Consider the following 13,823-nt stretch of genomic DNA (forward strand, 5'->3'; position numbering starts at 1 on the left):
CTTCAGCATGATCAACCCGGGTTTCTGGAGACCAGGTTGCAGGTGTGTGACAGGCTTCACAGTTGTTAGTGGTGTTGATGTGGTTATTGTTCTTCCCTGTGGCAATAGTGCCGTTATGACAGCTAGAGCAGCTGCCGGTGACACCACTGTGATCAAACACTGCGCCGGTGAAGCTGTTGGTATTGTGACAGTCGTCACAGGTATTGCCGCTCTGGATATGATTAGCTGATTTACCTAATGCAATGGTGCCATTATGACAGCTGTTACAGGTGCCATTTACTTCAGCATGATCAACCCGGGTTTCTGGAGACCAGGTTGCAGGTGTGTGACAGGCTTCACAGTTGTTAGTGGTGTTGATGTGGTTATTGTTCTTCCCTGCGGCAATAGTGCCGTTATGACAGCTAGAGCAGCTGCCGGTGACACCGCTGTGATCAAACACTGCGCCGGTGAAACTGTTGGTATTGTGACAGTCGTCACAGGTATTGCCGCTCTGGATATGATTAGCTGATTTACCTAATGCAATGGTGCCATTATGACAGCTTGAGCAGGTCCCTAATACTTCATTATGATCGACCCGGGTCTCCGGAGACCAGGTGGAGGGAGTATGACAGGCTTCACAGTTATTGCTGGTGTTGATATGGCTGGTGTTTTTGCCGGTGGCAGTACTGCCGTTATGGCAGCTTCCACAGCTACCCAGTACCTCAGCATGGTCAACCTGGGTTGCAGGTGACCAGTTAGTATTCGCATGACAGCTTTCACAGCTGTTGGTGGTATTGATATGGCCGCTGTTCTTTCCAGTGGCTGTGCTGCCGTTGTGACAGGTAGCGCAGTTAGCGGTGGTACCGGCGTGGTCAAAGGTCGCTTCGGCCCAGCCCAGTTGAGGGTTGTGACAATCCTCACAGGTATTAGCGCTCGGAATATGATTGGCTGACTTGCCTGTAGCTATCGAACCGTTATGACAGCTTGAGCAGGTCCCTAATACTTCATTATGATCGACCCGGGTCTCCGGAGACCAAGTTGCGGAAGTGTGACAAGCTTCACAGTTATTGCTGGTATTGATATGGCTGGTGTTTTTGCCGGTGGCAGTACTGCCGTTATGGCAGCTTCCGCAGCTACCCAGTACCTCAGCATGGTCAACCTGGGTTGCAGGCGACCAGTTAGTGTTCGCATGACAGCTTTCACAGCTGTTGGTGGTATTGATATGGCCGCTGTTCTTTCCAGTGGCTGTGCTGCCGTTGTGACAGGTAGCACAATTAGCGGTAGTGCCTGCGTGGTCAAAGGTCGCTTCGGCCCAGCCCAGTTGTGGGTTGTGGCAATCCTCACAGGTATTAGCGCTCGGAATATGATTGGCTGATTTGCCTGTAGCTATCGAACCGTTATGACAGCTTGAGCAGGTCCCTAATACTTCATTATGATCGACCCGGGTCTCAGGAGACCAGGTGGAGGGAGTATGACAGGCTTCACAGTTATTGCTGGTATTGATATGGCTGGTGTTTTTGCCGGTGGCAGTACTCCCGTTATGACAGCTTCCACAGCTACCCAGTACCTCAGCATGGTCAACCTGGGTTTCAGGTGTCCAGTTAGTATTCGCATGACAGCTTTCACAGCTGTTGGTGGTATTGATATGGCCGCTGTTCTTTCCAGTGGCTGTGCTACCGTTGTGACAGGTAGCACAGTTTGCTGTGGTGCCTGCGTGGTCAAAGATCGCTTCAGCCCAGCCAAGCTGAGGGTTATGGCAATCCTCACAGGTATTAGCACTCGGAATATGATTAGCTGATTTACCGGTGGCTATCGAACCGTTATGGCAGCTTTCACAGGTTCCCAGCACCTCATTATGATCGACCCGGGTCTCAGGAGACCAGGTGGAGGGAGTATGACAGGCTTCACAGTTATTGCTGGTATTGATATGGCTGGTGTTTTTGCCGGTGGCAGTACTGCCGTTATGGCAGCTTTCACATGTGCCAATAACCTCTGCATGGTCAACCTGGGTTGCAGGAGTCCAGTTGCTGTTTACGTGACAGCTTTCACAACTGTTGGTGGTGTTGATATGTGCGCTGTTTTTGCCAGTGGCAATGGTGCCGTTGTGACAGCTGGAACAGTTGGTTGCATCGGCTGGGTGAACAAAGGTTGCATCGGCCCAGCCGCGATCTGGATTGTGGCAGTCCACGCAGGAATTACTGCTGGGAATATGGTTGGCTGACTTTCCGGTAGCCGTGGTGCCGTTGTGACAGCTTTCGCAGCTGCCTATTACTTGATCATGGTCGACCTGAGCAACGGGCGACCATGTTGTATTGGTGTGGCAAGCTTCACAGACGGGAGTGGTAGTGATGTGTCCTGAGTTTTTGCCAGTGGCTGTGGTGCCGTTGTGGCAGGTTGTACAGTTTTCAGCAATACCTGCATGGTCAAAAGTTGCATCGCTCCAACTACCGGAAGTCGTGTGACAGTCTTCACAACTGTTATTACTGGGAATATGGTTGGCAGATTTTCCGGTTGTAAATGAGCCGTTATGACAAGTTGCACAACTCCCAGTTGTTTCTGAAGGAGGGTGATCAAAAGTAGTAATTTTCCAGGTACTTATAGAATGACAGTTGGAGCAGGTGGTGCTGCTAGGTATGTGGTTGCCGGATTTGCCTTCGGCACTAAAACTGCCGTTATGGCAGCTGCTACAGTTACTAGCGCTGTCTGGGTGGCTCCACAGGCTAAGATCACTAAAGTTGGTTGGACGGTGACAATCCTCACAGACATTATTGGTGGGTATATGATTGCCACCTTTACCTGTAGCCTCAACGCCATTGTGGCAGCTGGAACAGTTGTTTTCGATACCGGTATGGTCAAACGAAGAGGTTTGCCAGCCGCTTGTAGAGTGGCAGTCTTCACAGTTATCACTAGAGGGTGGGTGATCACTCGGTTTGCCGAAAGCGACTTGATTATTGTGGCAGGAAGTACAACTGCCAGTTACTTCATCATGGTCGACTTTCGGTACATCATTCCAACTGCTCGGGCTGTGGCAGCTGTCACAACTATTACTACTATTGATATGGTCGTTGGCCTTGGTGGACGCCGGAATAATGCTGGAGGAGGAGTGGCAGGCGGTACAAGTGCTGGGAGTGCCTTTAAATACGCCTTTAATGTGACAGCTGGAGCAATCAAGGTTGGCGTGCTGGCCATCAAGCATAAAGCCGGTACTTAGGTGGTCGAATACCGCTTTGGGGTCATTATTGGTTGCAGTCTGATCTTGGGTATCCAGTTGTTCCAGATTATCTGGGTCGGACATCGCCTGAACAGATAATGGCAGCATCAGGCTGAGTACCAGTAGCATCAGCAAAGGTATAGCTTGCCCCAAGATACCGGCGGCGAATGAAACTGATGGCGTTCTTGTTAATGACATACTGATCACCTATATCCCCTGGACTACTGACTCAGGTTGCTTGTGTCGTCAAACGATTCGGTCGTGTGGCATCGTTCACAAAAACGTCCGAAACCGCCAAAATGAATATCGTCGCTGCGATGGCAGCTGAAACAGTCTGAAGCCTGATCTATATCGTCTTGATCTTTTACAGGCTTCAGGTGGCAAGCTTCACAGGGTTGTTCCTGATGCTTGCCGGTAAGTTCGAAATCGGTCTGGGTGTCGTGGTCAAACTGCCAGATGCCCCAGTCATTAGGGGTGTGACACTGTTCGCAGCGTCCACCAAGTGTTTCTTTATGTACATCGTCATCTCTGTGACAGCTGGTGCATGCCAGAGCAGTATCTTTAAAGGTTTGTTCCAGATGGCACTCTTCACAACTGGTAACTGCATGCTGACCAATTAACGGAAAACGGGTCAGGTCATGATCAAAACTAATCACGCCAGAAAAAGACTCTTCGTCATGGCATCGATTGCAGCTATCGCCCTGTTGGCCTTTATGTACATCATCACCTTTATGACAGCTGATGCAGTTGGTCGGTAATTCATCCTCAAGACTGCCTTTATGGCAGCTATGGCACTCTAGTGGTTCATGGCTACCCTTAAGTTTGAAATCGGTATCCCTATCGTGGTTGAAACTGCTTTTTTGCCATCGGTTCTCTGTATGACACTCTTTACACTCTTCGCCGTTCTTTCCCTGATGGGTATCATCACTGCTGTGACAGTCAATACAGCTTTCACCAGGTGATTTATCAAAAGGAGGATCAATGTGGCAGCTATTACAACTGGTCTCTTTGTGTGATCCCTTCAGATCGAATTCAGTATCCTTGTCATGGTCAAATTTTGATTCATCCCAATCTTTCTCTGAGTGGCACTTTTCACACTCATTGCCAAAGTGACCGCCATGAGCATCGTTCAGGCGATGGCAGGAAGCACACTCTGTAGGTATGTCTTCATATTGCTCATCGGCATGACAACTACTGCAGTTAACCTCCGCGTGTTTATCCAGAAGTGGGAAGTCTGTGTCGTCGTGATCAAATTCGGTATCTTGCCAGCCTGTTTCTTTATGACAGTCATCACATTGTTCGCCTAACTCACCTTCATGCTTATCATCGTCTTTGTGGCAATCGATACATTGGTTCGGTGCTTCGCGGAAGTTTTGCGAAGCTTCATGGCAATTAGCGCAAGCTGCTGTTCGATGTTTACCTTCAAGTGGGTAGTCGGTTAGGTCATGGTTAAAGGTGGAATGCGTTAACTGCACAATATCGGCATCTCTTCCCATGTGATCGGAATGACATGTCTTACACTCAATATTCTTGCTGTTTTCCATGAGCCCATGAAAACCGGTGCCCTCTTCAATGTCTTTGGCTATGTTCTTATGGTCATGGCAAGCCAGGCATCTGTTTCTCTGCTTGCTCTGGTCAAAAGATTCATGGCAGTTATCACACTCGAGTTCGAACTGTTCATGGCCATTGATTACTTTGCCGGGCATAAATATAGTTTCGAAAATATTTGCTTCTCCGGGCGCACTGAAGCCTAGCAGTACCAATAGGACAAGAGACTTCAGGGTTAAAAGACGATCAGAGAGCTTCACTTAACCTCCGGTATTGTTTGTCCGTAAACCCAGGTGAACGATGTAAGAGGGTTACGGATAGAAAAACGAAGGAATAGCTATGGCCACTCCCCCGAAAAGGCCTTAAGTTGTCAGGTTGAATATATTAAAAAATGATTATCTGACTAGGGAGTTAAGTTGCCTCTCCCTTAAATCAATTCAGCCCAACCTCTTTTATATAGCAATAATCGAGCCTGATAATTAAACACTATATTTATCAGTTGGTTATGCTTGCAGGCCTGAGTTGAATTCATAGAATAGCAATGAAGGAGGAGGTGCGGTTGTCTCGTAGTTCGTACAGATATTAAGCGTTGCAGGTCTGTTTCTTTATTAAACAACAGGTTAGAGTGTCTCCTTTTTTAGACTCTCAGTAATGAGAAAAAATTCTCATATGAAATTTAATACATATGAACAGCTGTAACATGAATGAGACCGGTGATCAGTAGCATGCTAAAGAATACTACGTGGATCTTATGCCAGTTATGAAACAGCTTTTCATAAAAGGTATATACCGCCATCTTTCGAATGGCGCTTAGTAGGATTCCTATGAGTTTACAGCTCTCTTTATAGTGTTGTTTTTCTTGTTGTTTATCCCAGCCAGAGAGACGGGCCTGAGTGGCCATGATGGGGCGCAAACGCTGGCACAGAGTGAAGTAGGTAGCCCAGGTGCTTACGCCGATAAATACTTTGCGGGGGATGAAGCTAAACAGGCCGTTAGTAGGCTTCATTACATAATCTTCAAAAGACTTAATTTTGTGCTCTATGGCAGGTGCTAGTCCGCGATGGTGTCCCAGTCGTTTTCGGGCTTCCTGGCTTATATCTACCAGTTCTTCAATCTTTGCATGTGTGCCGAATAGTCCGTAGTGAACCTGGGCATAAATGTAGCGTCCGGCAATACCACTGACAACAACGAAGAGCATGGAGTATAGGGCAACATTACTATTGGTCGCTCCCAGTGAAAAGTTACAATGAAAGGCGACCATAACCGGTGCGATAACGCCCATAAACATGTGCAGGTTAAACCATATTTTTATAGCGCCGGTGTTGCGCATGAACTTAAATTTTTTCCTCAACGGGTAGATAAAAATCAGAATGAAAATCACACCCGCAATTAGTCCCAACCAGTAGCCGACGCCCCACTCAGCCGTTATTAAGAACTCCTCTCTCTGTTGCCAGCCCCATATTAGTAATAGTGTTAGCGCTACCGAAAAAAAGGGTGCTGCAAACTGTTCCAGAGGGGATAGGTGGAGTTTGTTAATATCTGCTTTCTGTTGTTTTTCAGCCACGGTGGTATCGCTCATCTGTGTGTTTGCTCACTATGTACTATCGGTCGATAAAAGGGCTACTGGCGGGTCTGATTAATTTCAATCGTAACACCGCTATTGCTTGCTGGATCCACCGCTTGACTGAACCCTTCCAAGTCACCTTTGGACGCTGTAGCGCTGTCACTGAAAGAAATTCGAGCCCCAATAACAACTAAGTTAGAAGAGGAAAGTTTTCGGTCTGGAATAACGGCATTTGAATCATTGAGAGTGAAGCTTAATGGTAGTGTTACAGGTGTTTTGCGTATAGCGGCTAATGGCATTGGTGGGCCTTTATCTGCCCGGGCGAAGATAAAAAGTGTGGCGTTTTTGTTAGTCAGCTGTTCAGCCAGTTCAGGTGCTATTTTAACTTCTCCGCTGACTGATACCTGCTTTGAATCAGGGCCATCATTCAGTGCCTGGTCAATCATTACGGCGGTCAGGTTTCGAGATGTTTTTGGCGGGGGGAAGGCCCGTGTTGGCTGGGATTCCTGTTTAGCGGATATGCCACTGCGTACTTCCTCAAGGCGGGCAGGTGTCAGGCCCAAAGCGGTTGCTTTAGCGTAAGCCTGGTCAGCAGCAGCCTGATCTTTCATATATTGATAGGTTCGTCCCAATAGTACCCAGCCTTCCATATCCTCAGGCTCATTTTTAAGTCTATCTCTTAACTTCTGTGCCATCTGGTCTAGAGGTCCGGCCTGAATCTGGTTGGTGTTATCAGCGGCCTTTGCTGCCATTAAGGTGCTGGTTGTGCTGGATGGTTGAACCATGCTGGTTAAATATTCACCAGATTGAGTAGGGCTGCTGTCTTGCAATACAAAGACAGCAGTCACAAGACCTGCAGCTAAAGCTACCGCGGTAAACAAGGTGTTTCTCGTCATTCTGCCTGAGACTCCATATATGGGTTTCATTAGTTAATGCATAACCTATACCGAAATTTTTTTTCTTAATACAATCAGATGGATACATATTGTTTAGTACCTAGTGTTCTCATTATTGCGAAGCGAGAGTTTAACTGGCGTCTCTAGACTGTACTTGGTTGGAGACAGTTGTTGGCATACAAATAACTCTTTAACCTATTAACTAAGAAATCGGGTTTTCTTTTTAAGGGAGAGTATGTGAGAAAGCTGGTTAACACCGTTGTTTAAGAAGTTTTTAATAGGTATTACATATGAATATACAGGCTGAATTTTATCAATATCTGATTATAGCTACGCCGTTGCTGGCTATCTGGATACTGTATAACTGGTATAAAACAACTCAAACTCGGGCGAACCTTGCGATTAAATCCGAAGCGGTTGTCGCCGGCCTGACTGAGCCTGCCTCTCTCCATCCAATTATCAATAGTAATATCTGTCTGGGCTGTGGCTCCTGTGTGAATGCCTGTCCAGAAGCTAAACATCAGGTGTTGGGTTTAATCGATAATAAAGCAGAATTGCTCAATCCCGCAGACTGTATTGGTCATGGCGCCTGTAAAACAGCTTGTCCCGCTGATGCGATAGAGCTGGTGTTTGGTACTGAGCGACGCGGGTTAGATATTCCCAACGTAAAACCTGATTTCCAGACCAATATTCCCGGTATCTATATTGCCGGTGAACTTGGTGGCATGGGACTAATTAAAAATGCCACTGAGCAGGGGCGCAAAGCGATGGATGAAATTGCTAAAGTGTCTGGAATGGGCTCAGGTGGTGATCTTCTTGATGTGCTTGTAGTTGGTGCCGGACCTGCAGGAATAACAGCGACACTCGGCGCCATGGAGAAAAAACTTAAGGTTAAGACCATCGAACAGGAATCTTTGGGTGGCACTGTTGCACAGTTCCCCCGGGGTAAACTAGTTATGACTGCTCCGGCTAAACTACCGATAGTGGGTGAATTCCAGTTTAAAGAAACGACCAAAGAAAAACTGATTGAATTTTGGACAGAGGTTGAGCGTAAAACCGGCTTAAAGGTCAATTATAAAGAACGGGTCGATCATATTGATCATCTGCCGGACGGTGGCTTTGAAGTTACCACTAATAAGTCTGTATATCGTACCCGAGCTGTTCTACTGGCGATTGGCCGGAGGGGAACACCGCGCAAATTAGGTGTGCCCGGTGAAGATCAGAATAAAGTTGTGTACAGGTTAGTCGATCCTGCTCAATATCAGGGTCAGCATGTTTTGATTGTCGGTGGTGGAGACAGTGCACTGGAAGCTGCAACCAGTATCGCTGAAGAGCCAGGTACTACAGTCACTCTTTCATATCGAAGTGGAGCATTTGGTAGGGCTAAAGAAAAAAACCGTCGTAAAGTTGATGCGGCTGTTGAAAGTGGACGTCTGAACTTAATGCTTAGCTCAACTATTAGCGAAGTGCTGAAATCTGAAGTCATACTCAATCATAACGATGAGCAACATCGGATTCCCAATGACGGTGTAATTGTATGTGCTGGCGGTATCTTACCGACTGGTTTTTTAAAGAAGATAGGTATTGAGGTAGAAACGAAATATGGTACTGCCTGATTGGGCTTTTAATGCGCGGTGGAAAACCATCGCACTGTACATCCTCGCAATCTGTGTGTTGAGTTCCGTTTTCAATTTATCACCGGCCCATGGTGCGAATCATGAATTGGGCGAGGTAAAAGCTGCAATCAGGGTTAAGGACTATACCGGGGCTCAAGTTCTGTTGAAGCCTATGGCCGATGCTGGGAACGCTGAAGCACAGTACCTTCTCTCAACCATGTATCGTAACGGGCAAGGGGTTAAGAAAAGTCACGAGAATGCTGTTTTCTGGCTGGAAAAGGCAGCGGCTCAGAATCATCTGAAAGCGACTTATAATCTTGCGATGATGTATCAAAAGGCCTGGGGAGTTGAGCAAGATCTTGATCGTGCAAATGAGTTGATGCAGGCCGCTGCTGCGGCAGGCCACCCGTTAGCGCAAAGAAAACTGAATAAGGATTCTTCAGAGACTCGTCAGAAAAAACAGCTGAAAGAGTATCGCTCAGTTGATAAAGAGGAAACACTTCGCTGGCTGGCACAGAAGGGTAGTAACAACGAATTAAAGCAACTGTTAGAGCAAAAGCCCGATATAAATAGTCGTGATGATAATATGCGGACAGCGCTGCATGAAGCGGCAGAAGCTGGACATAAAGAAACGGTCAATTTGTTACTGCAGGCGGGTGCACAGATTGGTGTGAAGGATAAGTTTGCTATTACTCCTGTTATGGCTGCCGCTCAGCAAGGGCATACTGGAGTGGTAAAGCTCCTTCTGAAAGCCGGCTCAAACAAAGGTGCCCAAGATGCTAATGGCAATACTTTGATGCACTTTGCTGCCGGTAGTGGACACTTGGAAACGGTCAAGTTGTTGGGTTCAGTCGGTGTTGGTTTTAATGGCATAAATCGTAGCGAATATAGTGTGCTTGATATGGCAGTTAACCGCGGGCATAAAAAAGTGGTTAGCTGGTTGAGTGCGAATGGAGCGAAGCGCAACAATATGGCGCCTCCAGAACGGGATGCTTCTCTGGTTGCTCTGGAATCGCTGAACTCTGTTGATCAGGTCGTTACTGGTGAAAGTAATCCCTATCAGGGCTGGTCTGTACTGATGCTTTCAAGTTGGCGGGGGCAGGATAAAGTTGTATCCAAATTATTGCGCGGGAAACCCGATCTTAATCAGGTCGATCAGGAAGGTCATACCGCTCTCAGTCGTGCAGTATGGCAGGGGCATTTTGAGATTGCTAAGCTGTTGGTTGGCGCAGGTGCTGATGTTAATCATCAGTTGTCAGATGGCCATTCTGTACTGATGCTTGCAGCAGAAAAGGGTTTCGAAAAAATCACTGCTCTACTGATTAAGGCGAATGCAGATCAGCGGCCACTCCTGGAAAATGGTGACGGGGCGTTGATGCTTGCGGTGAAAGGAGGCCATGCTGAAATCGTCCGGCAACTGCTGGATAGTGGTTCGGGTGCGTTGTTGAAGAAAGAGCAAGCTAACGTACTGCTAGAGGCCGCAGCAGCGGATCTGCCGCAATTGATTGATCTGCTGGTAAGTTATGGTGTGTCTCCTGATACACAGGATAAACAGTCACGTTCTGCTCTCTGGTACGCTGCGGATGATGGCGCAATTAAGGCGATGAAAGCGTTGCAGGATAAAGGCGCTAATCTGAATCTCGCTGATGTGAATGGTATCTCCCCTCTGATTCGTACGATCACACGTAAACGGATTGAAGCACTTAAATGGTTGATTGCTGCGGGTGCTGATATTAATCAGCCGGATAGTAAAGGTAATACTCCATTGATGGTTGCTGCAGGGGCAGGTAATCGGAACAGCATGATTTTACTGGCTGCTGAAAATGCCGCGGTTGATAGTCGCAATAAGTTTACTCAAACGGCATTAATGATGGCTGTCAACGCTGGTCATATTGAAGTGGTTCAATGGCTGCTTGAAAATGGAGCTAAGCCACGCAGAAAAAACCAGTTAGGGCAGGATAGCTTCCGTCTTGCTGAAGCAACGGGAAATAAGCCGATGCTGACTCTGTTAGACCAATATCGTTAAACCTGCTTAATTAGCGCATCAGTCTAAACTTTTCGCCACGAAAACTAAGTATTAGAGAATCGGGCCTGATCTCTTCGAGAGTCAGGTCGCTACTCAGCTGTTGTCCCTGTCGGGTCATCGTCCCATTTATTCTCGCCATACGCTGTTCGGGAATATCGGTGTAGATATGCACTGAAACATTCAGTGCTGGAATTTCACGTTGAAGCGCTGATTTCAGTTCCCTCAATAGAGGGATGTTTGTTTGGTTTTCAACTGTTGAGGATGGACTCTCATATTGCTGCGTATTTTTTAGTATTGGTAGAGACGTCGGTGAAATACCTCTGCTGGTTAGCGCTTCGTCCGGTTCCTCTCTGAGAGGCGCTAGTTGCTCAATGAGTGCCTGATTTAGAAGGCTTCGATTGAGTTTTTCAATATTAGAGGCTGGCAGCGGTTGTACTGTTTTTGATTGATTCTTAACAGGCGTTTTCACAATGTCAGGCTTTATTTCGGTTCTGCCCGGCATTGGTGCGAATGGATTTCGGTGGTAGTGTGGAACCTGATCGATAGGTTTAGTGGTCGTTTGAGTTTCGATCGGATTCGGCGAGAGTAGAGCTTTGTTTAGGTGATTGCTCGGCTTTATAGTGTCAGCTAGCTCTGCTGTTTGCTCTGTTTCCGCTATTGCTTTGAGAGAGTTGTCAGCAGTATCGGGTATTTGATCCGTAATTCTTATCGTAGACGGATCTGCATCGGGTGTTGTTACAGGCCAGAGTAATAACAGAATATTGACTATCAGTAGTGCAGGTACTATCCATAACCATTTTTTTCGAGTCGGCTTAGGTTCTTCTATGGCTTGAATCGTCTGACTGATCCCGTAAACAGGCTCACTATCGCGTTCTTTCTCTGATTTTTTAAGGGCGTCCAGTATGTATGACATTCACGGCTCCCGGGAACTTAGCAGCATGGGAGCATCAGTATCTATTAGAGTATTCAGTCGGATCAAGGTTTCTGGGCCGACGACACCATCCTGCAATAGGTTCTGACTGCGTTGAAATGCTTTTACGTAGAGCACCAGTTGATCGTCAAAATAGGTGTTCATCTCGCTTTGGAATAGTGGAGATAGCCTTGCGAGTTGTTGTTTTAGCCAGAGAACATGAGGGCCTGAACTACCGGGCCTAGTCAGTTTGTAATACCCTTCCGGTGGGTTCCAGAGTAGGGTGTAGTTGAGTAAAACACTGTCGCTGAGTTGATCAAGAGGAGTCTGCCATTGTTGCGTTCCATCTGAGAAGCTGGCGATCCCCTGGTTGTGGTTGACCTGTACCAATACCCTATTAGAAATCAAACCATCGGTGTTTAGCATACGGATTAAAGCTGGGCGGTTGTTACGATTTAATTGGGCCCAATTTCCCTGTTTATGAAGGCAGCGAAGGCCCTGGGAGAGAGCAAACAGACAGGGGTCTTGGTTCAGAGGCATATCCTGTTGCCATATTTTAAATAGGGTGTAATAAGCCTGAATTTCGGAAGTGTTATTGCCCATTGAGTCATGAACAGGTTGCTTAGTTTGAGTGGCAACCAGAGTATCCTGCCCTAAGGCTGCAATTGTCTCGGTGGAGGTGGTTATTACTGTTTTATTTTCCAGAATTGAATCAGAGGGCTCTGTCTTCGGGATAGGGGTGGTTTCTATTGTTTGGGTAGTAGATGCTAAGCTCAAATCGGAGGGGGGAGCTATTTTTATCTCTGGTGCAACAATGACTTCCTTAGCAGTGGCCTGAACCAGAGATAGCTGTTCAGTTGTTGTTTGGTTCGGTTGATTAATATTTACAGCGGCTTCTGATCTGGTTATAGGAGCTCTTAAGGCATTTGTCTCTTCGGAAGTTTCTGCGGTAACAATTTCGGATTTAGTTCTAGCCTGCTTGGTATCAGATTCTGGTTGTAACTGTTGTATCTGAGGCTGAACGGATGCGTCAGACATTACCTGGTCTGCTGACTCTGTAAGCCAGTGGTTAGCAATAGGGTAGAGTCGGTACATAATCAAGGCTATAAAAATAACACCCAATACCGCGGTCACCTGCCTGAAATAAGATTTTGTTGGTTGAAGAGGTTTCCGGCTTGTACCAAAGACTTCCGAAGCCGCTTGATAAAGGGTATCCGAGTTTATAGAGGGTTCATTACTAGCATAGGCGCCCAGTAGGGCTCGGTCACAGATGATATTAATAAGCCGTGGAACCCCACCACTCAGGTGGTGTATCTGAGCAAGTAATTTATTAGGAATAGGGTCTGGCCTATTGGCGACCTGTTTATGCCCGGCAACGGCCATGCGATGACTAATATAGTGTTGTGTTTCAGCTAGTTTTAACGGTGAAAGGTGGAATCGGGCGGTGATTCTCTGCGCCAGCTGTTTTAACTCTGGTCGCTCAATCAATTCCCGTAGTTCTGGCTGGCCAAACATGACGATCTGTAACAGTTTTTTCTCGTTGGTTTCCAGATTTGTCAGTAGTCGCATCTGCTCCAGGACGTTAGGATTCAAGTTCTGTGCTTCATCAATAATCAGAACCGTATTTCTTCCCGCAGCATGGCTTTTTAACAGATGGTGATAAATTGAATCAGAAAGTAATTTAATGCTGAGGTGGTGTTTATCATAGTCGATATGTAATTCATCGCAGATACTGGCAAGTAACTCCTCTGAATTCAGTGTCGGATTGAGAATAAAGGCAACATCGGTTTTGTCACTGGTGTGGTTCAGCATGCAACGGCATAGGGTTGTTTTACCGGTACCAATGTCACCGGTTAACATGACAAAGCCACCATTGCCCTGAATGCCATAGATCAGATGAGCTAAAGCATCCCGATGCTGGGGGCTCATATAGAGATAGTTCGGATCAGGTGCGATCGCGAAAGGTGATGATGTAAGTCCGAAATAGTGGTTATACATATGCCTAACCCTGGCGCTGCAGACCCTAATAAAGATATGACATCAATTACCCAGAGTAAAGAAAAGGGTTCATAA

Annotated in this window: 8 protein-coding genes; 2 read left to right on the forward strand and 6 right to left on the reverse strand. The window is 46.8% G+C overall.

What is annotated here, in order from left to right:
- From QZZ54_RS17830 to QZZ54_RS17845, 4 genes are all read right to left on the reverse strand, one after another.
- Positions 1-3,388, reverse strand: a 3,388-nt coding sequence (locus QZZ54_RS17830) for a cytochrome c3 family protein (protein ID WP_290705183.1), incomplete at its 3' end; no start/stop codon positions are given.
- 23 nt (positions 3,389-3,411) lie between these two features.
- On the reverse strand, positions 3,412-4,998 hold the full coding sequence (locus QZZ54_RS17835) for a cytochrome C (RefSeq protein WP_290705186.1): 1,587 nt from the start codon (positions 4,996-4,998) through the stop codon (positions 3,412-3,414).
- A gap of 416 nt (positions 4,999-5,414) precedes the next feature.
- Positions 5,415-6,317, reverse strand: a complete 903-nt coding sequence (locus tag QZZ54_RS17840; RefSeq protein WP_290705188.1) for a hypothetical protein — start codon at positions 6,315-6,317, stop codon at positions 5,415-5,417.
- A 41-nt stretch (positions 6,318-6,358) separates the two neighbouring features.
- Positions 6,359-7,198: a hypothetical protein gene (locus QZZ54_RS17845; protein WP_290705191.1), complete on the reverse strand. Its 840-nt coding sequence runs from the start codon at positions 7,196-7,198 to the stop codon at positions 6,359-6,361.
- A gap of 290 nt (positions 7,199-7,488) precedes the next feature.
- On the opposite strand from QZZ54_RS17845, the gene QZZ54_RS17850 reads away from it, so the two are divergent.
- A complete protein-coding gene (locus QZZ54_RS17850) occupies positions 7,489-8,814 on the forward strand; it encodes an NAD(P)-binding domain-containing protein (protein WP_290705194.1) in 1,326 nt (441 codons plus the stop codon).
- Entirely contained in the window at positions 8,801-10,840 is a 2,040-nt protein-coding gene (locus tag QZZ54_RS17855) for an ankyrin repeat domain-containing protein (RefSeq protein ID WP_290705197.1), read from the forward strand. The genes QZZ54_RS17850 and QZZ54_RS17855 overlap by 14 nt, the downstream gene beginning before the upstream one ends.
- Positions 10,841-10,850: 10 nt before the next feature.
- Here the strand turns inward: QZZ54_RS17855 and QZZ54_RS17860 are convergent, their stop codons facing one another.
- Both QZZ54_RS17860 and QZZ54_RS17865 read right to left on the reverse strand, forming a co-directional pair.
- Positions 10,851-11,753, reverse strand: a complete 903-nt coding sequence (locus QZZ54_RS17860; RefSeq protein ID WP_290705200.1) for a general secretion pathway protein GspB — start codon at positions 11,751-11,753, stop codon at positions 10,851-10,853.
- Positions 11,754-13,748 (reverse strand): ExeA family protein, encoded by a 1,995-nt coding sequence (locus QZZ54_RS17865; RefSeq protein WP_290705203.1) that lies wholly within the window; start codon positions 13,746-13,748, stop codon positions 11,754-11,756.
- Between the last annotated feature and the right edge of the window lie 75 nt (positions 13,749-13,823).

It is taken from the genome of Amphritea sp., from assembly GCF_016744155.1.
In the GTDB taxonomy this organism is placed as follows: domain Bacteria; phylum Pseudomonadota; class Gammaproteobacteria; order Pseudomonadales; family Balneatricaceae; genus Amphritea.

Excerpts from the sequence above, each read along its gene's own strand:
- QZZ54_RS17845 (WP_290705191.1), bottom strand. The coding sequence starts at position 7,198 with ATGACGAGAAACACCTTGTTTACCGCGGTAGCTTTAGCTGCAGGTCTT.
- QZZ54_RS17855 (WP_290705197.1), top strand. The coding sequence starts at position 8,801 with ATGGTACTGCCTGATTGGGCTTTTAATGCGCGGTGGAAAACCATCGCA.
- QZZ54_RS17860 (WP_290705200.1), bottom strand. The coding sequence starts at position 11,753 with ATGTCATACATACTGGACGCCCTTAAAAAATCAGAGAAAGAACGCGAT.
- QZZ54_RS17850 (WP_290705194.1), top strand. The coding sequence starts at position 7,489 with ATGAATATACAGGCTGAATTTTATCAATATCTGATTATAGCTACGCCG.
- QZZ54_RS17840 (WP_290705188.1), bottom strand. The coding sequence starts at position 6,317 with ATGAGCGATACCACCGTGGCTGAAAAACAACAGAAAGCAGATATTAAC.
- QZZ54_RS17865 (WP_290705203.1), bottom strand. The coding sequence starts at position 13,748 with ATGTATAACCACTATTTCGGACTTACATCATCACCTTTCGCGATCGCA.